The following is a 23,444-nucleotide window of genomic DNA, read 5'->3' as shown; positions in this document are numbered from 1 at the left end:
TGGCGTGATCCAAGTTCTAGGGGCGGCCTTCTGGTCGCCCTTTTGTTGGGCTCAGCAGGTGACGCGGATTTCGGCGTAGCCGGTCAGGCCTTCGTCGCCGCTCGAGGTCACGCCGATGGTGCAGGCGCTGTTGGGGAGGGGCATGGAGCCGCCCGAGGGGATGGTCGTGCCATCGACCAGGGTCATGTAGCCATTGTCGATCATGCCGACCTCGACGCTCGCCGGCTGGCCGCAGATTTGATACTTGTCGCCCATCGCCACCAGCAGCCGCATGCCGGCGGGAAGGCAATCCTCGCCAGTGGCGGTCACCGCGGGGGTCGAGGCCGGTGCGATGGGAGGCAGGGTTACGGCGGCGGTCTGCGCTTGCTCAAGCGCGGTCAACCGGTCGGACAAAGCGGTCAGTTCTTCGCTGGTGGGGCCAGCAGCAGCCGCGGGCTGGCTGCGGGCATAAAGATCAAGGCTCACGCGCAGCTGCGCCAGCTCGGTCGATAGCCGCAGGATTTCGCGTTCGCCCTGGGCCGAGAACCAGATCGTCGAGCCGAGGGCGCCGAGGCCTGCAAGAGCGCCAATCGTGCCCAGGATGATCGGCAAACGGGATCGTTTGACCCGAGCGGTTTGGGGCAGGAGGGTCTCGGAAGCCATGACGACTTCTGGGCTTTGGCTTGGGGTCTCGCTCGTCGGCTGATCCACGGCGGGTCTCCACATGCGTTAGGGTGGCCATCTCACCCAAGTGCGGCAGCAGTACGGCTAGGGGCGCTGGGCTGAAGCGGTCGGCATGGCTGCCGGCTGGCTCATCGCTGGTGCCGGGGCAGGTGTCGTGGCCGGAGCTGGCGCGGCGCCGCCGGTAAACATATTGCCCATGTTATTGAAGAAGCCGCCGATGGCCTGTTCTCGCTGCTGCAGCGCCAACTTTTCGGCTTCCTGCTTGGCCGCAGCATTCTGGATCGTTGCGACGCGGCTGGCCAGCGCAGCGTCGTCGGCCTGCTGACGCTCCGTGACCGAAGCGTTCTGGATCGAGGGCGGGCAGAGGCCCGCAGGGTCGAGCGGACCGGCCGAGGATGGGTTGAAGATGTACTGCTTTTCGCAAACGTCCCAGACCGGCGGGGTCTTGGTGGTTTCGAAATAATCGTAGCCTTCCTTGATGTCCTTCCAGAACTCGATGTGCTGGCTCGAAGCGTGCTGGGCAAGGTTCGCCGGTGTCATGCGGAAGGGGAAGATCTGCAGCTGGAAGCTGGTATTGCCGCCCTTAAAGGTTTCGCGGGCCAGGGCATAGATTTCGGCAATGCCGGCATCGGTCATGGCGTAGCAGCCGACGGACTTGCAATCGCCATGGACCATGAGGTTGGACCCGGAGCGGCCGTTGACGCGATCGAACTTGTTGGGGAAGCCGGTGTTGAAGGAGAGATAATAGGCCGACTTGGGATTCATCAGGCCAGGCGTGATCGTATAGAAACCCTCGGGGCTCTGCCGGTCGCCTTCCTTGAATTTGGGTCCGAGATCACCGGAGTAGGTGCAGATTTCGTAGGTCTTGAAGAGATTGTAGGTGCCGGAGCCGGTCTGCTTCCAGACTTCGAGCACGGATTCCTGCTTGAAGATGCGGACGACCATGCCGCGCTCGGGCGCCGAGCCCATGTTGCGCAGGCCCTGCACGACGCCAGAATTGAGCGGAATGTTGTGGCGGTTGTTGTCGCCCTTGGCAAAGCTGGCGCAGGCGGCAAGGCCGATGGCCAGCCAGCACAGGATGACAACAGCGCCGAGGCGATTGAAAAAGGTCGCAGTCACTAAAATTCTGCCCACGCAAAGAAGGCCCGGACCGGGCCAATGGTTAGCGCAGAATGACCCAATGCGGTGAACGAAGCCTTTACCACGGGCGAGTGCACTGTCGGAAGCAGTGCACAATCACGCAAGCGTGTGGATCGGTGTCCTAGAGCGAAGTGCCTATGGCGAGGAACTTTTCGCGGCGATGCTCGCGGGTTTCGAGGCGCGATCGATTGCCGAAATCCTTGAGGAAGGTCTCGATGGCCGACTTGGCGTTGTCGAGCACCACGGAAGGGTGGCGATGGGCGCCGCCGGTCGGTTCGGGAATGATGCCGTCGATGACACCGAAGCCCAAAAGGTCCTGCGCGGTTATCTTTTGCGCGGTGGCCATGTCCTGAGCGCGCGCGGCATCGCGGAAGAGAATCGAGGCGCCGGCTTCGGGCGAGATCACCGAATAGATGGCGTTTTCGAGCATCAGCACGCGATTGGCCGTGGCGATGGCGATGGCGCCGCCCGAACCGCCTTCGCCGATGACGATGGCAAGGTTGGGGACACCCAGTTCAAGGCCTTTTTCAGTGGAGCGGGCGATGGCTTCGGCTTGGCCGCGCTCTTCGGCGCCGATGCCGGGATAGGCGCCGGCGGTATCGACAAAGGAGATGACCGGAACCGAGAAGCGGTCGGCCATGTCCATGATCCGGACGGCCTTGCGGTAGCCTTCTGGATTGGCCATGCCAAAATTATGCTTGAGGCGGGTTTCGGTGGAATTGCCCTTTTCCTGGCCGAGGATGGCAACGGGCTGGCCGTTGAAACGGCCGAAACCGGCCTGGAGGGCCGCGTCTTCGCCGAACTTGCGGTCACCGGCGAGCGGGGTCCATTCGGTGATGAGCTTGGCGACGTAATCGGAAAAATGCGGGCGCTGCGGGTGGCGGGCAACCTGGGTTTTCTGCCATGGCGTCAGCTTGCGGTAGATCTCGACCAAAGCCTCTTCGGCGCGGGCGGAGAGCCGGTTGACCTCCTCGTCGATGGACACGGCCTGGTCGGTTTGTGCCAGCGACTTGAGTTCGGCGATCTTGGCTTCAAGATCGGCAACCGGCTTTTCGAAATCGAGATAAGACTGCATTCCACCGCCCGTAGGGGTCTGATTTTTCGCGCGAAGGCGCTGCTCTTGCGCCCTAAAGTGGCTGGAAAGTGGCGGTGGAGTCCCACCAAGTCAAGCACTGGCTAACGGAGGGTTAGCATTTGCCGTCACTCAAGTGCTACTCGCGAGCGGATGATGGCTCTCCACAAGGGTGCGCAGCTTCTCGTCCAGCACGTGGGTATAGATTTGCGTTGTGGAAATGTCGGCATGGCCGAGCAGCATCTGGACGACACGCAGATCGGCGCCGCCAGCCAGCAGGTGACTGGCGAAGGCGTGACGGAGGACGTGCGGAGCGATGCGTGCGGAGGAAATCCCGGCGCGGCCAGCAAGGGCTTTAAGATCGCGGGCAAAGACCTGGCGGGTGAGGTAGCCGTCTTCGCCATTGGCGGGAAAAAGGAAGGGGCCGGGCGGGAGTTTTTCTTTCCAGGCGCGGACGGCGTCGCGGGCGCGATCGTTCATCGGCACGATACGTTCCTTGTTGCCTTTGCCGGTGACGGTCAGAAACGCGCCCTCGCGCATCACGGCATTCCGGCGCAGGCTTACGAGTTCGGAGACGCGGAGGCCGGTGGCGTAGAGCATTTCGAGGAGGACATAAAGCCGCTGGGCCGATTCCTGCTTGGGCCCCTCGGTGTTGGCTTCCGTCTCGGCCAGGGTAAGGAGCTTATCCACTTCGGCGACCGACAGGACCTTGGGCAAGGCGCGGCGCGATTTGGGGCTGGCGACGATGCGGGTCGGGTCATCGCCGCGCATACCATCGGCACAAAGAAACTTGTGGAACTGGCGGATGGCGGAGAGACGCCGAGCGCTGGACGACGCAGAAAGACCTTCGGCCTTGAGACGATCAAGATAGGCGGTGACGGTATCGCGCGGGCAATCGAGCAGGGTCTGGCCCTTGCCGGTGACGAATCCGGAATAATCGGACAAGTCGCGGCGATAGGCTTCGATCGTGTTGGCGGCAGCGCCGCGTTCGGCGCTCATCATTTCGAGGAATGCCGAAATTAGATGGCTCATTGCGCCGGGGTTTCCGCCGGGGTGCTGGTGACATTGGGCTGCAGCAGGGCAGGGCCACCGCCGCTGGTACCGGTCTCACCGGTTTCGCCCAGAAGTTCGCGCGTGGGGATGCGCTGGCTCACTTCCTTGGGTGTCGGCTCGACAAAGGTCACGAGCGCGAACATGCCGGCATAGACCAGACCGGCCAGAAACAGCAGGGTGATCAGGAGGCGGAAAAGAGTGGGCATGGCGGTCCTGCTTCAATTTTATCGATATGCTAGCGGGTAAATCTTGCCATGTCGTTCCCAACCTTGATCCGGGCATGCTTGACAGGAGCGGCCGGGGCAGTTTGAAAGCGCTATGGGCGGAGGGCATTCGGGGTGAGCAGGACGGAAGGCGGAGCGCGTCAGTCACGCGCCCGGGCGCTGGCCAACCGGCTCGGCGGCAGGCCGCTGGTGCTGGTGGGCATGATGGGCGCCGGCAAGACCACCGTTGGGCGCCGCCTTGCCAACCGTCTCGGACGCAGCTTCATCGACAGCGACGAAGAGATCGAGCGCGCGGCGCAGATGACGATCCCCGAAATCTTCGAGCAGCGGGGCGAGCCCGAGTTTCGCGCCGGTGAAATGCGGGTGATCGCGCGGCTGCTTAAGGAAAACGACGTCGTTCTGGCGACCGGTGGTGGGGCCTTCGTCAATCCCGAGACACGGGCACTAGTCAAGGCGGAGGCAGTGTCGGTCTGGCTCAAGGCCGATCTCGACGTCTTGTTCGAGCGGGTGTCGCGGCGTTCGAACCGGCCGCTGCTGAAGACCGCCGATCCCAAGGGCACGCTCGAAAAGCTGATTGCCGACCGCTATCCGATCTACGAGGAAGCCGATGTCACGGTGATGAGCCGCGACGTGCCGCAGGACAATGTGGCGGCGGACGTGGTTTCGGCGGTACTCGACCATTTGAGAAAGCAATAGGCGCATGGCCCAGATCGATCACAAAGTCCATGTCGCGCTGGGCGAGCGGGCCTACGACATCCTGATCGGGCCGGATCTCCTCGCGGAGGCGGGCGCGATCCTGGCAGATAAATTTCCCGGCCGCCGCTATGGCATCGTCACCGACGAGAATGTCGCCCAGGCGCAACTGCCGCGGCTGACGGCGGGGCTCGATAGGGCGGGGCTCGACTACGAGACCGTGGTCTTGCCGGCCGGCGAAGCCACGAAGAGCTATGCCATGCTGGAGCGCGTGGTCGAGGGGCTGCTGGCGGCAAGGCTCGAGCGCGGTGACCTCGTGATCGCGCTGGGCGGCGGGGTGATCGGCGACCTTGCCGGATTTGCCGCTTCGGTGACGCGGCGGGGCATGGACTTCGTGCAGATGCCGACTTCGCTTCTGGCGCAGGTCGATAGTTCGGTCGGCGGCAAGACGGGGATCAACTCGCCGTATGGCAAGAACCTCGTGGGTGCCTTTCACCAGCCAAGACTCGTGCTCGCCGATCTTTCGGCGCTCGACACGCTGGACCGTCGGCAATTTGCGGCCGGTTATGCGGAAGTGGTCAAATACGGGCTGATCGACGACCCGGATTTTTCGAGTGGCTCGACGCCAATCTTGACGAAATTTTCGAGGGCGGTCCGGCGCGAGGCGAGGCGGTGGCGCGCTGCTGTGCGCACAAGGCGCGGGTGGTGATCGAGGACGAAAAAGAGATCGGCGTTCGCGCGCTGCTTAACCTGGGACATACGTTTGGGCATGCGCTCGAAAAAGATACCGGCTATGGGGATCGCCTTCTGCATGGCGAAGGGGTCAGCATCGGCATGGTGCTGGCGCATCGGTTTTCGACCGAGTTGGGGCTGGCGCCGGGACAGGATGCCGGCCGTGTCGTTGCGCACTTGAAGCGGGCGGGGCTGCCCACCACATTGGCTGATATCCCGGGGATGCTGGGATCCACACAAGATTTGATGGCGGCGATTGCGCAGGACAAAAAGGTCCAGCGTGGCGCGCTGACGTTTATTTTGACCCGCGGAACGGGGCAGGCGTTTATCGAAAAGGGCGTGGAGCCGGGGCGCGTTGCTGCGTTTTTGAGGAGATGCGGGAAGAACTCTAGACCCCCACCCGGCCTCCCCCCCCGTAAGGCGGGGGAGGAGTACGATCGAGTTCAGCCCACGGGCGGAGCTCCTCCCCTTCTGCAGGGGAGGTTGGGTGGGGGTTCTGTAAAAGCAAAAAAGCCGGCACCATTTCCGGTACCCGCTTCGGATCGTGCTTGGGAGGCGCTTAAAGGCGGCCGCGCTCGGCGAGGACTTCGCCGGTTTGGATGGCCTTGGAGAAGGGGATGAGCTGGTAGATGGCCGAAAGACCGACCAGGACGTAAACGATGCGGGCGAGGGCACTGTCCTGGCCGCCGAAGATGGACGCGACCAGATCGAACTGGAACGCGCCGACCAGCAGCCAGTTGATGCCACCAATGATGATCAAGAGAAGAGTGGTAAGATTAAGCGCCTTCACGGGAGACCTCCACAGTTGTGATCTCCAAACCGCTGAACAGGGGCTTCGTTCCGGCTTTAACGGAACTCAAGCCTTGTCTGCGGGAATGACTTCGATATTGAGGGCATGCACGCGCTCCTTCAACTCATCGTCGAGTTCGCTCATGACCGCGCGGTGTTGCGCGACGCGGCTTAGCCCGTCAAAATCCCGGGTCGCGATTCTGACGCGGAAATGGGTTTCGCCGCCTTCCTGCCATCCGGCATGGCCATGGTGGCGGTGAGAGTCATCGATCACCTCCAGAAGGAGGGGATGGAAGCGTTCGGTAAGTTTGGTTTTGATTCTGTCCGCCATGGACATGGGGCTTGGCTCCGTTTTGGTGGTCTCTAACTAGGTGCAAAGAAACTGCAATCCAAGATATTCGACTCCATTCGCGTTCGTCCGCGCCGCGAAGAAAAGCCCGAACCGATCGACGTTGTTTGCGACTGGGAAGGGTGCGAAAAGGCCGGCGAGTACAAGGCACCAAAGGGTGTGCGCTCGGAAGGGCAGTATCACCATTTCTGCCTTGAGCATGTGCGGCACTACAACAAGGCGTTCAACTTTTTGCCGGCATGAGCCAGGAAGAGCTGGACGAGGCGCTGCATTCGCCGCCCAAGACCGAGAACCGCTCAAGCTTTGGCACCGGCAGTGCCGAGGCGGCGCGCGCGGCTGCGCGGCAGGCGAGCCCTCGTCCGGGCGACAAGCATGGCGATCCATTCGGGGTGTTTGCGCGCTATCGCTACCAGCAGAGCAAGCGGCCGGCGACGGAGCGGGTCAAGCCGCTCAACGAGAATGACCGGCGGGCGCTGGAAACCTTGGGCTTTACCGCCCATGCCAAGTCCGACGACATCAAGACGGCCTATAAGAACCTGGTCAAGAAGCACCATCCGGACGTCAATGGCGGCGATGCCTCGTCCGAGGAGCGTTTGCGGGCGGTGATCGCGGCCTATTCGCACCTCAAGAAGGTGGGCTTCGTGGTACGGTAGCCATGCTGCCAAGCCCTACCCGCACCGCGCTAATGCTGCTATAGAGCCACCGCCTTCCCCTTAGATGACACCCGAAAATCCAAGAGCATTCCGATGACCGAATTCACCAATCTGCCCGATACCGAATACAAGGCGCGGGATCTGTTCGGTATCGATACCGACATGGTGGTGAAGGGGTTTTCTGAAAACAACGGTCACGTGCCGCCGGTCGACCCGGATTACCTGTTCGACCGCAACACGACATTGGCGATCCTTGCCGGCTTTGCCTATAACCGCCGCGTCATGGTGCAGGGCTACCATGGCACGGGCAAGTCGACCCATATCGAGCAGGTCGCTGCGCGGCTCAACTGGCCGCTGGTGCGCGTCAATCTCGATAGCCACGTTTCGCGTATCGATCTCGTGGGCAAGGATGCAATCGTGCTCAAGGACGGCAAGCAGATCACCGAATTCCGGGATGGCATCCTGCCCTGGGCGGTGCAGAACAACGTGGCGCTCGTCTTCGACGAATACGATGCCGGTCGTCCCGACGTGATGTTCGTGATCCAGCGCGTGCTGGAGCAATCGGGCCGGCTGACGCTGCTCGACCAGAACCGCGTCATCGTTCCGCATCCGGCATTCCGGCTGTTTTCGACCACCAACACTATCGGCTTGGGCGATACGTCCGGGCTCTACCACGGCACGCAGCAGATCAACCAGGGCCAGATGGACCGGTGGTCGATCGTGACGACACTCAACTACCTGCCGCACGAAAAGGAAGTCGGCATCGTCCTCGCCAAGAACAAAAGCTATGGCGCGACCGACAAGGGCAAGAAGCAGATTTCGAACATGGTGCGCCTCGCGGACCTCACGCGTTCGGCCTTCATCAATGGCGATATTTCCACCGTCATGTCGCCCCGCGGCGTCATCACCTGGGCAGAAAACGCGGTGATCTTCGGCGGCGACATTGGCTTTGCCTTCCGGCTGACCTTCCTCAACAAATGCGACGAACTCGAACGCCCGGTGGTGGCGGAGTTCTACCAGCGCGTGTTCGGCGAGGACCTGCCGGAGAGCTCGGCCAACCTGGCCGTGATGGCTTAAGCTGCGGCACGACACGGCCTCGCCCTTCGACAGGCTCAGGGTGAGGTCTACTGTGACATCTGCGATTTCTCCGTAGACCTCATGGTGAGCCTGTCGAACCACGAGGTCGTGGCTGGATATCATGGCACAACCACCGCGCAGCAAGCTCAATAAGCCCGATATGACCCAGGCCTTCAAATCGGCCATGGGGGCGACGGTGCGCGCCATTGGCGGGCAGAGCGAGCTCGAGGTGAGTTTTACCGCCGACCGGCCGCTGCTGACGTCGGATCGGGCGCGGCTTGCCAACCTGCCGCGATTGCCGACGAGGCGCGACATCGCCATTGCCCGCGGGCAGGGCGATGCCATGGCCATGCGGCTAGCCAGCCACGATCCTGATACGCACCGCAAGCGCGTGCCGATGGACCCGCAGGCGCGCGCGGCGTTCGATGCGCTGGAACAAGCGCGGGTGGAATCGCTGGGCTGTATCCGCATGCCGGGCATGGGCGGCAATATTGCCGAAATGCTGGAAGACCGGCTGTTTCGTGCCAATTTTGCCGAGATCGACGCCAAGGACGATGCGCCCTTGGCCGAAGCGCTGGGCTTGATCCTGCGCGAAAAACTGGCGGGTGTGCCGGTGCCGCCATCGGGGCATGCGCTGGTCGATCTCTGGCGCAGCGAAATCGAGAACAAGGCAGGCACGTCGCTCGATACGCTGCTGACCGCCTACGAGGACCAGGAAGAGTTTTCCAAGGCGGCGCGCAAGGTATTGCGCGATCTCAACCTCATGTCGGAGTCCGACATGGCGGACCCGTCCGATAGCGACGAGGAAAACCAGGAAGAAAACCAGCCCGAACAAGGCGATGCGTCCGACAAGGCGCCGGAACAGGGCGAGGGCGAGAACGAGCAGGAAGACTCCCAAGACGACCAGCAGTCGGGCGAGTCCGAAGAAACCGGCGACGTCGAAGGCATGGAAGCCGACATGGCGGACAGCGACGAGGACGCCGAAGCGGAGGCCGGGGAAGACGCGCCCATGCCGCCGCCGGCCAAGGATGGCGGCACGCAGCTCACCAACCAGTTCAACTATAAGGTCTTTACCCAAAAATACGACGAGATCATCAAGGCGGCCGAGCTTTGTCCGCCCGATGAGCTCGACCAGTTGCGGGCGCTGCTCGACAAGCAGTTGGAAAACCTTGCCGGTGCCGTGGCGCGGCTGGCCAACAAGCTGCAGCGCCGCTTGATGGCGAAACAGAACCGGAGCTGGCAGTTCGATCTCGAAGAGGGATTGCTGGACACGGCGCGGTTGACGCGCGTGGTGACCGATCCGCTGCAGGCGCTTTCGTTCAAGGTCGAGAACGATACCGACTTCCGCGACACCGTCGTGACGCTGCTGATCGACAATTCGGGCTCGATGCGGGGGCGGCCGATCACTATTGCCGCGATCTGCGGGGATATTTTGGCGCGGACGCTGGAACGCTGCGGCGTCAAGGTCGAGATCCTGGGCTTTACCACGCGCGCCTGGAAGGGCGGCAAGAGCCGGGAAGCCTGGCTTGAGGCCAACCGGCCGGCCAATCCGGGCCGCGTCAACGATATCCGCCACATCATCTACAAGGCGGCCGACGAGCCCTGGCGGCATGCGCGGCGCAATCTGGGCCTCATGATGCGCGAGGGGCTGCTCAAGGAAAACATCGACGGCGAGGCGCTGGAATGGGCGCGCAAGCGGTTGATGGGGCGGCCGGAACAGCGGCGCATCCTGATGGTGATTTCGGACGGCGCGCCGGTGGATGACTCGACGCAATCGGTCAATGCCGGCAACTATCTCGAGGCGCATTTGCGGCAAGTGATCGAGGACATCGAGACGCGTTCGCCGATCCGGCTGGTGGCCGTGGGCATCGGGCACGACGTGACGCGCTATTACCGCCGCGCGGTGACCTTGCTCGATGCCGAAGAGCTGGGCGGTGCGCTGACCGATGAGCTTGCGGCGCTGTTCGACGAAGAATTGCCGGCACAAACGCGGCGGCGGTCGCGGGGATGATGGTGCGGGCCGTTTCTGCCCTTGCATTGATGCTTTTGGTCCAGCCGGCCATGGCGGTGGATGCAACGGTTAGTGCGGCGCCGGTCACGCGCTTCAAGGGTGCGGCTCTCGACCAGAACGTGGACGGGCTGATCTTTCGTGGCGGCATTACGCTGCAAAGCCCGGACGACACGTTTGGCGGGCTGTCGAGCGTCACCCAGACGGGAGCGGAGCAGCGGGTTTCCTTTGTCACCGACCGCGGGCAGTTCGTCAGCGGGCAACTGGCCTATGACGAGGCCGACCGGCTGTTCGGGTTTATCGGCGTCCAGATCGAGCCCTTGCAGAATTCTAAAGGCGCAGTCTTGCCGCGGCAATATGCACGCGATGCCGAGGGCATGGATACGATCTGGCGGGACGGCGTGCCCTATGCGGTGCGGGTCGCCTTCGAGCATCTGACGCGGGTGGCGGATTTTCTGATCACCGAAGGGCGGCCGGGCGGGCCGGCGCGCGAAATACCGATCCCCGACTGGCTGAGCGACCTGCGCACCAACGAGTCGCTGGAATCGCTCTGCGTCGCGCCGCTGGCGTCGCCGGTTGCGGGCTCTACTGTGTTGATCGCCGAGTCCGCGGTGGATGAGAACGGCAACCATCGCGGCGAGCTTTTGGGGGTCAACGACAAGGGGCCGATCGGCTATGTCAATTCGCCGGTGGTCAATCCGACCGATTGCGCCTTTCTGCCCAACGGCGACCTTCTGGTGCTCGAGCGCGGCATTTCGATCTTTGCCTTTGTCATGAACCTGCGCCGAGTGCCGGCCGCCGAGGTGCGGCCGGGCAATATCATGGCTGGCGAATTGCTGTTGTCGGCCCAGGGCGGGGAGGTCGACAACATGGAATCGCTGATGGTGCATGTGACGCCGGGTGGCGAGACGCGCATCCTCATGGGCTCGGACAACAACTTTAATGATTGGCAGCGGACGATGCTGCTCGAATTTGCCTTGCCTTAGACGATTGCCATTCGCCGGACGAAAAGGTCGCGGATGGTCTTGTAGGGCGCGAGCAGGAGGAGGGCCATGATGAGCTTGACCAGGAAATCGCCCAGCGCGAGCGACTGCCAGAGTTCGACTTCGGGGCCGATGCCGAGCAGCGGGGCCGGGAAGGCGAGGGACGAGTCTTCCATGCCGAAGAAGCTGTCGATGCCGGCAAAGGCGGGCGCCATGGCCAGGGTGAAAAAGATCACCGTGTCGAGGGCCGAGCTCACCAGCGAGGAAAACATCGGCGCATGCCACCAGGCGCCGTTGCGCAGACGGTGAAAGATCGAAACGTCGAGGAGCTGAGCGACGAGGAATGCCGACCCGGAGGCAATGGCGATGCGCGGGGTCGCGAGCCAGATCGAAAGCAGCACTGCGACGGCAAAGCCGGCGACCACAACCAACCGCGTCTTTTGTGGACCAAAGGCGCGGTTGGTAAGGTCGGTGACGAGAAAGGCCACCGGATAGGTGAAGGCGCCCCAGGTGAGGATGTCACCGAGGTTGACGCTGCCCAGGGTGAACTGGACCGGAAACTGAACGAGGACATTGGAGGCGGCAACGGTGGCCACCATGGCGGCCACGGCCACCAGGAAACGAGACAGCATGGGACTGAACCTATGTTGAGCGCCGTCGGCAGGAGACCGGGGCGCAATGAATTAGCGACTATCAGGTTGTAAGCCCAAGAGCCAGTAGCCCTCATCCTGAGGTGCGAAGCGCTAGCGAAGCCTCGAAGGGCGCGGGCGTGGCAGGATAGCTCCACCCGCCCGACCTCGTGGTTCGAGACGCTACGCTCCTCACCATGAGGTCTCAGGGCCTTGGTCTTACAGCCATCAAATAAAAACCGCGTGGCAGTTGGCTACCACGCGGTTCAAAACTTGGGAGAAACGGTCGCTTAGGCGTTGGCGGCCAGGGCGGCGCGGACTTCCTTCTTGATGCCGAGAGCCAAGGGGCTCAGATCGGCGTCGTCCTGCTTGACGAGGAAGGCATCGAGGCCACCGCGGTGCTCGACCGAACGGAGGGCTGCAGCGGAAATGCGCAGCTTGACCGGGCGCTGCAGCGCTTCGGACTGAAGCGTCACATTGATGAGGTTGGGGAGAAACCGGCGACGGTGACGGTTGAGAGCGTGCGAAACGGTGTTGCCCACCATAACGCCCTTGCCGGTAAGTTCGCAGCGACGTGCCATTCTTGTGAATTCCTGTTTGTGTAAAGGTCCTTCGTGGCAGGCGAACCCGCACGGGCCTCGATTGTGGTGAAATCTCGCGGGTCTTTAGGGGAAAGGGGCGCTGGCGTCAACCCGGAGCCGGGCTCAAACGGCTGCGAGCGCCTTGCGTGGCGGCGGAGGGGGCGGCACTTTGGGCTTTAACCCTGATTCGTATTCGTAGCCGAGATAGACCGTGATCCGTTCCACGCTCCTTGCCTTTTCCCTTGCCACGCCCTTGCTCGCGGCGCCAGTCCAGGCCGCGCCGGTCGATGCCAAGGTCTCCTATGTGGTGACGGTGGGCGGGATCAATGTGGCGCTGGTGGATGTCGACTTCGACGATGACGGGCAGCGCTATGCCTTCGACGTCAAGGCGCGAGTGACCGGACTGGGCTCGGTCGTGGCCAGCGGCACGGCGACGGCCAATATCAGCGGTACATCAGGCGGATCGAGCCTTCAGTCAGAGCGCTTCCAGCTCGAGACGCGGGCTAATGGCGAAATATTCAATGTCGATGTCGGCTTTTCGGGCCGCAATGTGGGTTCGTTTACCGTCAACCCGCCGGTGCTCGATGGTTATGACCGGGTGCCGCTCGAGCGCGGGCATCTGACCAATGTGGGCGATTTCCTTTCAGCCTTTGTGCTCAAGGGCAATGGGCTCGACCGCTCGCTCTGCGATCAGAACTTCCGCATCTTTACCGGCGTCGAGCGCTTCAACATCGCCATGAATTTTCTGGACAATGACGAAGCCACCTCGCCGCGTACCGGCTACCAGGGTCCGCTTGTCGCCTGCTCGGTGGATTACCAGCCGGTCTCGGGGCATTTCGAGAGCTCGGAGATGACCAGCTATCTGGCCGACACCAGCCGCATTATCGCCTGGTATGCGCCGCTCGGCGCCTCGGGCTATTTCGTGCCCTATCGCGTCATTATCGGCACCTCGATGGGCGACATGTCCATGGTGCTGACCAGCGCCCGCAGCTGAGGGCCAAGTCCCGAAACGGGACGGTCAACGAATTTATTGATAATTTTGGCGGGTGAAGAGCCTGCAGAAGCGCCCGGGCCGGGTTAACGGTTCGGGCGCTTTTTTGTTTTTCGGCGGTAGGGGATTGGGAGGGAAGGGCCAAAAGTCCGGTAAATTTACGCGGTGTTTATGAAGATGAATGGATTTGGCGGCTTCGGGAGAGTCGTCAGTAGGAACTAGACATAGAACGGCCGTCAGCCACCAGAACTTGTGTAGAACAAAGGCGCATTCGGGCGTGTGTCGCGATTCTCTCCCTGTTCGTTCTGGGTTTGGCCAGAGGGTTAAAGCTAATAACTCAACGACTTCGAACCTGTGCCAAAATGGGCTTTTGCAGACACCCCCTTCCGAGCGGCGCTAGGCTCCTTCGTCGCCAAGCTCTGCTTGCCTTCCCCTCTGAGGGGGAAGGTGGGGCCGGTGCATTAGGCTAGGCAGTGCCACATCCGCCGCACTGACCCTCCCCCTCAGAGGGGAGGGTAGCGCAGCTTGGCCGTAGGCCTAGCGTAGCTAGGGAGGGGTGCATGCAGTGGCGGACGTGTCCCATTGCGGTACGTCAATGATGTTTATTCTCAATTCGGCACTCTGAACGCGAGGTTTCGTGCGGGCTTGCGAATGAAGGCACGAAGAAAGCGGTGAGCTTGGCTGTTAACGATCTTTCCACTTCTGACCGCCTGGAGCCGAAATTTACCGGTCTTCAATACTGTTAAACGCGTTTCCTTGCCGGGTAGGTAAGCGGCTTGGAGCCTGGTTACATGCTTGTGGCTCATCGCTTTTCAACCCACCACATCTCGTAGGGAACAAAGCCGCATTGGGTGATTCTCGCCGATTCGATGCTGGTTCGTTCCCATCTCGTTCCGGCGGTTAATTGCGGGGAGCAAGCGTGGCAACTTTGTCCCTTTGCGGGACATTGCGCTGGCGGTACTCGCAAGTGGCGCATGGACCGCTTACATAGGGGCGCAATGAGTTTCGCACCTTCCCACTCGGTCAAGGCCATTCTGGGGCCGACCAATACCGGCAAGACCTATTTCGCCATCGAGCGGATGCTGGCCCATCCCACCGGGATGATCGGCCTGCCGCTGCGCCTTTTGGCACGCGAGGTCTATCAGCGCGTCGTGGAGCGGGTAGGCGAGCAGGCGGTGGCGCTGATCACCGGCGAAGAGCGCATCGTGCCCGCCAAGCCGCGCTATTGGGTGGCGACGGTGGAAGCGATGCCCATGGACATCCATGTCGATTGCGTTGCTATCGACGAGATCCAGACGGCGATCGACTTCGACCGCGGGCATATCTTCACCGACCGGATCCTCAGGGCACGCGGCTTTCATGAGACACTGCTGCTGGGCTCGGGCACGATGGCCAATGTGGTCAGAAAGCTCGTGCCGCATGTCGAGATCATCGACCGGCCACGATTTTCGCAGCTGACCTATGCGGGGTCGAAGAAGATTTCGCGGCAGCCGCCGCGCTCGGCCATCGTCGCTTTTTCGGCGCGGCAGGTCTATGCCATTGCGGAGCTGATCCGGCGCGAGCGGGGCGGGGCGGCCGTAGTGATGGGTGCGCTGTCACCCCGCACGCGCAATGCCCAGGTCGAGCTTTACCAGAATGGCGATGTGGATTTTCTGGTCGCAACCGATGCCATCGGCATGGGGCTCAACCTCGACATCCACCATGTGGCCTTTGCCGACGATACGAAATTCGATGGTCATCAGTCGCGGCCGCTGACGCCGTCCGAGCTCGGGCAGATCGCCGGGCGGGCGGGGCGGCACAAGCATAATGGCACCTTTGGGGTGACCGGCGGCACCGAAGGGTTCGACGAAGAACTCGTGGTGCAGCTCGAAACGCATGACTTCGAGCCGGTCAAGGTCGTGCAATGGCGCAACAGCGTGCTCGACTTTTCATCGATCGAGCGGCTGCGTGGATCACTGGAAGCGGCGCCGGATGATCGGACGCTGACGCGGGTGCCGGTGGCCAAGGACCAGCATGCGCTTGAATTTGTTGCCCGCAACGAGGGCGCGGCGCTGGCGCGCGGGCATGAAGCGGTCAAGCTCTTGTGGGAATGCTGCCAGATCCCCGACTACCAGGGAATTTCGCCCGCCGCGCATGGCGAGATCGTTACGCGCATCTTCACCGATCTCAGACGAAACCGCCACGTCAACGCGGATTGGATTGCCGAGCAGGTGCGGTTTTGCGACAACAGTGAAGGCGATATCGATACCCTGAGCAACCGGATCAAGCAGATCCGGACTTGGACCTTTGTCGCTAATCGCAAAAACTGGCTTGAAGACCCGGCTTATTGGCGCGAAAAGACACGGGATATTGAAGACCGCCTGAGTGACGCGCTCCATGAGCGCCTAACCCAGCGCTTCGTCGACCGACGGACCAGCGTGCTGCTCCGCCACCTGAAAGACAAACGTATGGTATCTCCTGAAATCAACGGCCAAGGCGAAGTGCGGCTCGAGGGCCATCTGATCGGAACGATCGAGGGCTTCCGCTTCACGCTGGCGCGCAACGACGGCGACATGGACGCCAAGGGTCTGCGCGGGGCGGCCGAGTCGGTGGTGGCGCCGGAGATCCACAATCGCGCCGAGCGGCTCGGCGGTGCGCCGAACGAAGAATTCGTGCTGGCGACGGACGGACGCATGCGCTGGCGCGGCGAAGTGGTTGCCGAGCTGGCCGAGGGCGACAGCATCTACCGGCCGCGCATCATCATTCTTGCCGACGAGACCTTGACCGGGCCGGACCTCGAAAAGGTGCAGGACCGGCTGTCGCTCTGGCTGCGGCACCATATCAATACCGTGCTCGAGCAGGTGATGAGCCTTGAAGCGCCAGCCGATATCGAGGGCACGGCGCGCGGCATCGCCTATCAGCTGTTTGAAGGCATCGGCATCCTGCCGCGCGGCGCAGTGTCGGATGAGGTCAAGGGGCTTGACCAGGACGTGCGCGGCAAGCTGCGCAAGCTCGGCATCAAGTTCGGCGCCTACCATATCTACCTGCCTCTCTCATTGAAGCCGGCGCCGCGCGAACTGGCGATCATCCTTTTCGCGCTTAAGCATGGCGGCGTGCGCCAGCCGGGCGTCACCGACATTCCGCATATCGTGCTTTCGGGCCGGACGAGCTTTTTGGTCGATCCGGAAGTCGATCCGCGGCTTTACGAGATTGCCGGCTTCAAGGTGGCGGGCAAGCGCGCCGTCCGCATCGATATTCTCGAGCGCCTCGCCGACATCATCCGGCCGCTGATCGCGCTCGATGCCGGTCGGCCCTATGCGGGCGACCTGCCGGCCGGCGCCGCGGAAGGCAATGGCTTCCGCACGACCGTCGAAATGACCAGCCTGCTCGGCTGTTCGGGCGAAGATTTTGCGTCGATCCTCACCTCGCTTGGGTATCGCCTGCGGCGTACGCCGAAGGTTGCGGCGCCTGCCGAAGCTTCTGCGGAAGCGCCGGCGCTCGAAGCGGTGCTGGAGGATAATTCGGCGACCGTCGATGCCGTGGATGAAGTCGGCGTCGAATCTGCTCCGGTCGAGATTGTGGCTGAGGGTGTCGTGCCGGATGCCGCGCCGGCTGATGCTGCTGCCCCGGCGGAGCCGGAATTCGACGAGGTCTGGTTCCCGGGCCGCCGCAACGACCATCACCAGCCGCGTCGTCCGGAAGGTCGCCGCCGGCCAGAAGGCGATGCCGAAGCGGGGCAGAACCGCCGGCCCGACCGCACGCGCCCGGCCCATGCCAAGGGCGGCCAGCGCCGGCCGGAAGGCGATGCGGGGCAGCGCCCGAGCAATGAGCGTCCGAGCAACGAGCGGCCCAAGAACGAACGTCCGAAGAACGAACGCCCGGCGCATACGCGGCCACGCGATGAAGAACGCCGTACTCGTCCGGAGAAGAACGAGCGTCCGGCCGCTAATGCGCGTCCGGCACGGGAAGAGCGCAAGGTGGTGTTCGATCCCGATAGCCCCTTTGCCAAGCTCGCCGCCCTGCGCGGCAAGACCGAGTAATTGACGGAATCGGGCGCAGCGCCGCACAAGGAGCGGCTCGACCGGTTCCTCCATTTCTCGCGCGCGGTCAAATCGCGGACGCTGGCGCAAAAGCTGATCGAAAGCGGGGCGGTCCGGGTTAATTCTGAAAGGACCGAACGCACCGATCTCAAGGTCGGCGCCGGGGATGTCCTGACCATGACGCTGCACGGCCGGCTGGTCGTGTGGCGGATCCTCGATGCCGGATCGCGGCGTGGGCCGGCCAGCGAAGCGCAGGGGCTTTATGAAGATATCTCGCCGCCGCCGCTGCCGCGGCCCGAAGTCTCCGTTTATGACGCGGCAATTGCGGAGCGGGCGCCGGGATCAGGACGGCCGACCAAGAAAGAGCGGCGGGAGACGGATCGGCTGATCGAGGACGAGGAGTAGGGATGTACCCCCATGAGGTCCTGCACCTTCATCTTGCCAAGACCTCGTCCTTCGACGGGCTTAGGATGAGGTCTACTCGAACATCATCACTACGAGCTGCGCCAAAGCGCGCATGTGCGAGTATTGCAGCCGGCACGGAAACCGTTTAGCACCGGCATCGTTGAGACAGGCGCGCTTACCTTCCCCGAGCTAAGCCGCTTCCTAATCGGGATAGCCCTCCGAAGATGACCTATATCGTCACCGACAACTGCATTGCCTGCAAATATACCGACTGCGTCGAAGTGTGTCCGGTGGACTGCTTCTATGAAGGCGAAAACATGCTGGTGATCCATCCCGACGAGTGCATCGATTGTGGCGTTTGCGAGCCTGAATGCCCCGCCGAAGCGATCAAGCCTGATACCGAAAGCGGTCTCGACGCCTGGCTTGAACTCAACCGCAAGTTCTCGGCCGCGTGGCCGAACCTGACCGAGCGGCGCGAGCAGCTGCCCGAGGCCAAGGAACGCGACGGCGAAGAAGGCAAGCTTGCCAAGTATTTCTCGGAAGCTCCGGGCGAGGGCGACTGAGCGCATCAGAGTGTCGGTGCGGTGTGACTCCGCTGCACTTGCCAGCGTGACGCGGCGGTGATTCGAAACTTTTGATTCTGCTGAAATTTTGTGCTATAGCCTTCTGCACATGCAGTTGAGCTCGTCACCCCCGTGCCGCAAGGCACGATTTTTTGACACACATCTCCTGTTTCCTGGGCGTCGGACAAGCGGTCCCGACGCGCATGGAGCTTGACTGCACCAAAGTCCGGTAGCGGACATGCAACGAGTGAAGTGGTTGGTCCTTACCGCAAGGAGCCTGCCATTGGGGCGTCAACAAGGAGTTCCAGTTTATGGTAGCCAAGAAGGTTCAGACACGGCTCGGGTTCAAGACAGGCGAATATGTCGTCTACCCCGCCCATGGTGTCGGTTTGATCGTCTCCATTGAAGAGCAGGAAGTCGCTGGCCTGACCCTCGAGCTGTTCGTGATCAGCTTCGAGCAGGACAAGCTGACCCTTCGCGTCCCCGTTGCCAAGGTCAAGTCGGTCGGCATGCGCAAGCTCGCCGAAGAAGACGAGATCAAGAAGGCACTCGATACCGTGACCGGCCGCGCCCGTGTCAAGCGCACCATGTGGTCGCGCCGCGCTCAGGAATATGAAGCAAAGATCAATTCGGGCGACCTGATCGCGATTTCCGAAGTGGTCCGCGACCTTTATCGCTCCGAAGACCAGCCCGAGCAGAGCTACTCCGAACGCCAGCTGTTCGAGCAGGCCATGGATCGCATGAGCCGCGAAGTCGGTTCGGTCAAGAAGCTGACGCTGACCGAGGCCGTTCAGGCCATCGAAAAGCAGCTCGCCAAGAGCCCCAAGCGCACCAAGGCCGATGCGGCTGAGAGCGAAAGCGACGAAGAAGCTGCGGCGTAAGCTGTTTGCGAAGTGAAATGACAAAGGCCGGCAGCGATGCCGGCCTTTTTGTTTTTGGACTGAGGCTGCGGAGGTATCGATACCCCCTCCCTACCTTTGCTACGGCCTGCGCCCTAGCGCCGGTACCCTCCCCTCAAGGGGGAGGGTAAGCACTGGGGCTGTGTCACCACTGCGTTTACCTTCCCCCTCGGAGGGGAAGGCAAGCAGAGCTTGAGAGGAACGAGCCTAGCGGCGCTCGGAAGGGGGCGACCTTCACCCCAAATTCGCGGGCCGGCCGCTCCAGCTCAGCGCGACGACGATGAAGCTGAGGACGCCCACCAGGACATGGGGCCACCAGATCTGATCGGCGAAGTTGAAGAGCCAGGGGGAGACGAGGAGGACGAGGCCGACCAGGACGTCCAGCACCAGGTGTATGGAGTAGGGGATGAGTTTGGCGACGGAGAGCTCGTAGCGGGTAATGAGGCTGACGATGATGATGGCGATAGCCGAAACCGTAGGTACCATCTGTGCAGGTCCGCCGTCGGCAAAGCCGAAGAGGTAGGGAGCCAGCAGCAAGACGGCGGCCACGAGATAGTCGATGATGCCGTGAACGCGCGATGACATAGTGACAGCCTCCAAGATCCATTGTTTGGCAATGGACTAGCGAAGCGCGGGTTCCCGGGGGCGTTTGCTGTCACACGGCGAGCATTTCGCGCATGGCGCTGGCTACAGCTTCGGGATGGTAGGGCTTGCCGAAAAAGCGGCTGCCCGAAGGCAAGTCATCCGCACCGACACGACGATGGCCGGAGGTCACGATGATCCTGATCGGTGGCCATCGATCACGAACGGCGGCAGCCAATTTCAGCCCATCCATGCTGCCGGGCATGTCGATATCGGTGAACATGACCTGCACATCGCTGCGATCGGCGAGCATAGCGATAGCCTCGTCGGCATTGGCGGCCTCGAGCACATGGAAGCCAAGGTCATCCAGGCGATCAGAAATGTTCATCCGCAACAGCGGCTCATCTTCGACGATGAGGACGGTGAAGGGTGAGGTCATTGGAGCGACAGCCGATTATCCGGTGATAAAAGCAGTTGGCTGGTCGAATGCGGCCGAGGCCGCAAAAGATGCTGCAACGCTGATCACAAATATGGGCAGTGGCGATCAGGTTTTTCCCAGGACGTCGCGCATGCTGACGGTGGCGCTTCCGGGCCGCAGCGGCTGCTGCTGGCTTTCATGCGGGACCCATCCGGCGAGCCATATGATTTCGAGCGTTGCGCGGATGCGGCCATCGGGATCGGCATCGCGGCTGGCGTAAGCCTGGGCTGCGGTGGCTAGCAGAGTGCGTGTCGCGAAGCGGCGCGGGCGATCGGCCAGCGGATTGGCGGCACCCAAGGCCTTGAGTTCGGCCATCAGGGCGAAGGGACTGGAATAGCGCACGCGATGGGTTTCTACGTCGGCGACGGGAAGGGCAAAGCCGGCGCGCTGCAGCAGGGCGCCGGCATCGCGCACCTGAGTCATGGGCGCCACGCGAGCAGAGGCGCCGCCCGAGACGTCGAGATCTGCGGCAAGGAAAGCCTCGCGCAGCTCGCTCAGCGTTTCACCGCCCAGAAAGGCTGCAAGCAGGAGGCCGTCGGGCTTCAACACGCGCCGCAAGCGGGCGAGGTGGCCGGGGACGTCGTCGACGGCCTGAAGATGCAGCAGCGAAACGATGAGGTCGTGCTCGCCTGGTGGCAGGTCGGGGAAGTCACCGTCAAAGGCCTCGACGCGTTGAGCGGTCACTGGGCCGTTGGCGGTGAAGAGCGTGTCGGGGAGCGTCGCCGCGTCCGGACCGATCAGGATGGCACGCGAAAAATCGCGCTTGTGGGCGCCGAGACGGTCCTGCAGGTCCTCGACCACGAGGTCACGCACGAAATTGGCACTGCCCTGGCGGCGATACAGGTTGTGGCGGATTTGGGCGGGGTCGAAAAGACGGGGCGGGGCGGACATGAAGGGGCTTTCGCCGGGGCCGGCTCGGGACAATAATGGTCCTTATGGTCTTGGGGGAAGACGAAGTCAAAGCACGGAGCCTTGTGGCGCGAACCGCCGGTGGTTTGCGGCGGATGGGCCTTGCCATGTTGGAACAGCTTTATCCGCCGGTTTGCGATGCCTGCGGCGCGCCACTGGCTGAGGGTGGTGGCCTCTGTGCCTCGTGCTTCACGCAATTGCGACCGATCACGCCGCCGTTCTGTCCGGTACTTGGACTCCCTTTTGAGACGGACGAGGGCGTCGGAATGTTGTCGGCGGAAGCCATTGCCGATCCGCCACCCTTCGGGCGGGCGCGGGCGGCGCTTGCCTATGGCGAGATGGTCGGGACGCTGGTGAGCCGGCTCAAATATGGAGACCGGGTCGAACTCGCGACCTTTGCGGGCGGCTGATGGCGGCGGCCGGACGCGAGTTCTGGGAGGCAGAGCCCGTGCTTGTGCCGGTGCCGCTCCATCCCAGTCGTCTGCGCTTCCGGCGCTATAACCAATCCCTGCTGTTGGCGCAGACGGTCGGCCGCATTACTGGGCTCACCGTCGACCCGCACCTGGTCGCGCGGCGCAAAAGGACGCGGCAACAGGTGGGGCTTTCGGGCCATGGGCGCTTGCGCAATGTGCAGGGCGCATTCGTCACGCATCCGCGGGCGCTTGAACGGTTGGCGGGGCGGCCGGTTGTTCTGGTAGACGATGTTTATACGACGGGCGCCACGGTCAAGGCCGTGACGCGGGCATTGAAGAAGGGCGGAGCAGAGCAGGTCGATGTGTTGACCTTTGCCCGCGTTGTCATTGGCGACGATGTGCCCATATAAGATCAATATGAGTTTTCGGAGCCGAGCCATGGCCAAGATCGAGATCTACACCACCCCCACCTGCCCCTATTGCCACGCGGCTAAGTCGCTGCTCAACGAAAAGGGCGCCGAGTTCGACGAAATCACCGTGCTCGATCCCTCCTTGCGTGAAGCCATGACGCAGCGCGCCAATGGCCGCCGGACTGTGCCGCAGATCTTTATCGATGACGCCCATATCGGCGGTTACGACGACATCGCGGCGCTTGATCGCCGTGGCGGCCTCGATCCGCTTCTGGCGCAATAGCAAAGTGAAAGTCGCAGCTATCCAGATGCGCTCGGGGCTCGACCCCGAGGCCAACCTTCGCGCGCTCGAACCGCTTCTGGCGGAGGCGGCGGCGCAGGGCGCCCAGTATGCGCTGACCCCGGAAGTGACGATGATCTTCCCGGAAAACCGGGAGCAGTTGCGCTCGGTGGCGGCGCCGTTCGAGGGGCATCCGCAGCTGGCGGCCGTGGGTGAGCTGGCGCAGCAGCACGGCATGTTCGTGCAGGTGGGGTCGCTGCCGATCCCGCTCGAGGATGGGCGCTTTGCCAATCGTTCGGTGCTGTTCGGGCCGGACGGGCGGCAGGTGGCCACCTATGACAAGATCCACCTCTTCGATGCCGATATCGCCGGGCTCAACGCGTATCGCGAAAGCGCGACCTATCGGGGTGGCGACGTGGCGGTGACGGCCGACCTGGGCGAAATCACGCTCGGTTTTGCCATCTGCTACGACATGCGTTTTCCGCGCCTCTTCAATGCGCTGGCCAATGCAGGAGCAAACCTCATCGCTGTGCCTGCAGCCTTTACGGTGCCGACCGGCCAGGCGCATTGGCATGTGCTGCTGCGGGCACGGGCGATCGAAACAGGGTCTTATGTGATCGCGGCGGCACAAGGGGGGACGCACCAGAACGGGCGCGCGACCTATGGACATTCGCTGATCATCGACCCTTGGGGCAAGGTCATTGCAGAGCTCGACCATGACGAGCCGGGCGTGCTTGTCGCCGAGATCGATGCGGCGGCGGTGATCGAGGCGCGGGGCAGGGTGCCGGCTTTGGCCAATGCGCGCGATTTTGCCATGCCCTCTTCCCAGCGTTGAGCGGCAGACCTATA

The 23,444-nt window shown here is 62.6% G+C and carries 25 protein-coding genes and 2 pseudogenes; 15 read left to right on the top strand and 12 right to left on the bottom strand.

From position 1 onward, the window contains the following. Positions 1 to 51 precede the first annotated feature (51 nt). From G5575_RS00255 to G5575_RS00235, 5 genes and pseudogenes are all read right to left on the bottom strand, one after another. The gene (locus G5575_RS00255) at positions 52 to 642 is read right to left on the bottom strand and encodes a hypothetical protein (RefSeq protein WP_164532605.1); all 591 of its coding nucleotides are present in this window, start codon (positions 640 to 642) and stop codon (positions 52 to 54) included. Positions 643 to 747: 105 nt separating this feature from the next. Then, a complete protein-coding gene (locus G5575_RS21370; protein WP_207632947.1) occupies positions 748 to 1,782 on the bottom strand; it encodes a murein L,D-transpeptidase family protein in 1,035 nt (344 codons plus the stop codon). Positions 1,783 to 1,924: 142 nt separating this feature from the next. Further along, a complete protein-coding gene (locus G5575_RS00245; protein WP_164532604.1) occupies positions 1,925 to 2,878 on the bottom strand; it encodes an acetyl-CoA carboxylase carboxyltransferase subunit alpha in 954 nt (317 codons plus the stop codon). A gap of 129 nt (positions 2,879 to 3,007) precedes the next feature. Beyond that, a complete protein-coding gene (locus G5575_RS00240) occupies positions 3,008 to 3,907 on the bottom strand; it encodes a site-specific tyrosine recombinase XerD (RefSeq protein WP_164532603.1) in 900 nt (299 codons plus the stop codon). A 92-nt stretch (positions 3,908 to 3,999) separates the two neighbouring features. Continuing rightward, a pseudogene (locus G5575_RS00235) lies at positions 4,000 to 4,134 on the bottom strand (histidine kinase); the annotation flags it as partial. A gap of 132 nt (positions 4,135 to 4,266) precedes the next feature. Here G5575_RS00235 and G5575_RS00230 point away from each other — a divergent pair. Next, a complete protein-coding gene (locus G5575_RS00230) occupies positions 4,267 to 4,848 on the top strand; it encodes a shikimate kinase (RefSeq protein ID WP_164532602.1) in 582 nt (193 codons plus the stop codon). A 4-nt stretch (positions 4,849 to 4,852) separates the two neighbouring features. Next, positions 4,853 to 5,949 (top strand): annotated as a pseudogene (gene aroB / locus G5575_RS00225) (3-dehydroquinate synthase); the annotation flags it as partial. 187 nt (positions 5,950 to 6,136) lie between these two features. On the opposite strand, the gene G5575_RS00220 reads toward aroB, so the two are convergent. Both G5575_RS00220 and G5575_RS00215 read right to left on the bottom strand, forming a co-directional pair. Then, on the bottom strand, positions 6,137 to 6,367 hold the full coding sequence (locus G5575_RS00220; protein ID WP_164532601.1) for a DUF378 domain-containing protein: 231 nt from the start codon (positions 6,365 to 6,367) through the stop codon (positions 6,137 to 6,139). 66 nt (positions 6,368 to 6,433) lie between these two features. Continuing rightward, complete coding sequence (locus G5575_RS00215; protein ID WP_164532600.1) at positions 6,434 to 6,703, bottom strand: BolA family protein; 270 nt, start codon at positions 6,701 to 6,703, stop codon at positions 6,434 to 6,436. 251 nt (positions 6,704 to 6,954) lie between these two features. Between G5575_RS00215 and G5575_RS00210 the strand changes: the two genes are divergently transcribed. From G5575_RS00210 to G5575_RS00195, 4 genes are all read left to right on the top strand, one after another. Next, positions 6,955 to 7,368 (top strand): J domain-containing protein, encoded by a 414-nt coding sequence (locus G5575_RS00210; RefSeq protein ID WP_164532599.1) that lies wholly within the window; start codon positions 6,955 to 6,957, stop codon positions 7,366 to 7,368. 93 nt (positions 7,369 to 7,461) lie between these two features. After that, positions 7,462 to 8,445, top strand: a complete 984-nt coding sequence (gene cobS, locus G5575_RS00205; protein WP_164532598.1) for a cobaltochelatase subunit CobS — start codon at positions 7,462 to 7,464, stop codon at positions 8,443 to 8,445. Positions 8,446 to 8,566: 121 nt separating this feature from the next. Further along, positions 8,567 to 10,456 (top strand): cobaltochelatase subunit CobT, encoded by a 1,890-nt coding sequence (cobT, locus tag G5575_RS00200; protein ID WP_164532597.1) that lies wholly within the window; start codon positions 8,567 to 8,569, stop codon positions 10,454 to 10,456. Between the two features lie 2 nt (positions 10,457 to 10,458). Further along, a complete protein-coding gene (locus G5575_RS00195) occupies positions 10,459 to 11,439 on the top strand; it encodes an esterase-like activity of phytase family protein (RefSeq protein ID WP_164532596.1) in 981 nt (326 codons plus the stop codon). On the opposite strand, the gene G5575_RS00190 is transcribed toward G5575_RS00195, so the two are convergent. Both G5575_RS00190 and rpmB read right to left on the bottom strand, forming a co-directional pair. Next, positions 11,436 to 12,068 (bottom strand): queuosine precursor transporter, encoded by a 633-nt coding sequence (locus G5575_RS00190; RefSeq protein WP_164532595.1) that lies wholly within the window; start codon positions 12,066 to 12,068, stop codon positions 11,436 to 11,438. The genes G5575_RS00195 and G5575_RS00190 overlap by 4 nt on opposite strands. 287 nt (positions 12,069 to 12,355) lie before the next feature. Continuing rightward, complete coding sequence (rpmB, locus tag G5575_RS00185) at positions 12,356 to 12,646, bottom strand: 50S ribosomal protein L28 (RefSeq protein WP_164532594.1); 291 nt, start codon at positions 12,644 to 12,646, stop codon at positions 12,356 to 12,358. Between the two features lie 211 nt (positions 12,647 to 12,857). Between rpmB and G5575_RS00180 the strand changes: the two genes are divergently transcribed. The 5 genes from G5575_RS00180 (at position 12,858) to G5575_RS00160 (ending at position 19,505) form a co-directional block, all read left to right on the top strand. Further along, positions 12,858 to 13,640: a DUF3108 domain-containing protein gene (locus G5575_RS00180; protein WP_164532593.1), complete on the top strand. Its 783-nt coding sequence runs from the start codon at positions 12,858 to 12,860 to the stop codon at positions 13,638 to 13,640. 995 nt (positions 13,641 to 14,635) lie between these two features. Beyond that, positions 14,636 to 17,656, top strand: a complete 3,021-nt coding sequence (locus tag G5575_RS00175; RefSeq protein ID WP_164532592.1) for a helicase-related protein — start codon at positions 14,636 to 14,638, stop codon at positions 17,654 to 17,656. Beyond that, positions 17,657 to 18,061 (top strand): RNA-binding S4 domain-containing protein, encoded by a 405-nt coding sequence (locus tag G5575_RS00170; protein ID WP_164532591.1) that lies wholly within the window; start codon positions 17,657 to 17,659, stop codon positions 18,059 to 18,061. Positions 18,062 to 18,285: 224 nt separating this feature from the next. Continuing rightward, complete coding sequence (fdxA, locus tag G5575_RS00165) at positions 18,286 to 18,624, top strand: ferredoxin FdxA (RefSeq protein ID WP_164532590.1); 339 nt, start codon at positions 18,286 to 18,288, stop codon at positions 18,622 to 18,624. Between the two features lie 311 nt (positions 18,625 to 18,935). Beyond that, on the top strand, positions 18,936 to 19,505 hold the full coding sequence (locus G5575_RS00160) for a CarD family transcriptional regulator (RefSeq protein WP_164532589.1): 570 nt from the start codon (positions 18,936 to 18,938) through the stop codon (positions 19,503 to 19,505). Between the two features lie 252 nt (positions 19,506 to 19,757). Here G5575_RS00160 and G5575_RS00155 read toward each other — a convergent pair whose 3' ends face one another. The 3 genes from G5575_RS00155 to G5575_RS00145 form a co-directional block, all read right to left on the bottom strand. After that, a complete protein-coding gene (locus G5575_RS00155) occupies positions 19,758 to 20,108 on the bottom strand; it encodes an SPW repeat domain-containing protein (protein WP_164532588.1) in 351 nt (116 codons plus the stop codon). Between the two features lie 70 nt (positions 20,109 to 20,178). Then, complete coding sequence (locus G5575_RS00150; RefSeq protein WP_164532587.1) at positions 20,179 to 20,544, bottom strand: response regulator; 366 nt, start codon at positions 20,542 to 20,544, stop codon at positions 20,179 to 20,181. Between the two features lie 105 nt (positions 20,545 to 20,649). Beyond that, positions 20,650 to 21,474, bottom strand: a complete 825-nt coding sequence (locus G5575_RS00145) for a methyltransferase domain-containing protein (protein WP_164532586.1) — start codon at positions 21,472 to 21,474, stop codon at positions 20,650 to 20,652. A 35-nt stretch (positions 21,475 to 21,509) separates the two neighbouring features. Between G5575_RS00145 and G5575_RS21365 the strand changes: the two genes are divergently transcribed. Genes G5575_RS21365 through G5575_RS00130 form a run of 4 tightly spaced genes read left to right on the top strand, consistent with a single transcriptional unit; the run spans position 21,510 to position 23,430 of the window. Further along, entirely contained in the window at positions 21,510 to 21,902 is a 393-nt protein-coding gene (locus G5575_RS21365; RefSeq protein WP_328765777.1) for a double zinc ribbon domain-containing protein, read from the top strand. Then, positions 21,902 to 22,315, top strand: a complete 414-nt coding sequence (locus G5575_RS21360) for a ComF family protein (protein WP_328765776.1) — start codon at positions 21,902 to 21,904, stop codon at positions 22,313 to 22,315. The genes G5575_RS21365 and G5575_RS21360 overlap by 1 nt, the downstream gene beginning before the upstream one ends. A 28-nt stretch (positions 22,316 to 22,343) precedes the next feature. Further along, the gene (grxC, locus tag G5575_RS00135) at positions 22,344 to 22,598 is read left to right on the top strand and encodes a glutaredoxin 3 (protein WP_164532585.1); all 255 of its coding nucleotides are present in this window, start codon (positions 22,344 to 22,346) and stop codon (positions 22,596 to 22,598) included. Positions 22,599 to 22,602: 4 nt separating this feature from the next. Further along, on the top strand, positions 22,603 to 23,430 hold the full coding sequence (locus tag G5575_RS00130; protein ID WP_328765775.1) for a carbon-nitrogen hydrolase family protein: 828 nt from the start codon (positions 22,603 to 22,605) through the stop codon (positions 23,428 to 23,430). The last annotated feature ends 14 nt before the right edge of the window (positions 23,431 to 23,444 follow it).

Origin of the sequence: Devosia aurantiaca (genome assembly GCF_011058215.1) — a bacterium.
In the GTDB taxonomy this organism is placed as follows: domain Bacteria; phylum Pseudomonadota; class Alphaproteobacteria; order Rhizobiales; family Devosiaceae; genus Devosia; species Devosia aurantiaca.
The sequence above is the reverse complement of the archived record's forward strand: the minus strand, read 5'-3'. Positions and strand labels throughout refer to the sequence as shown.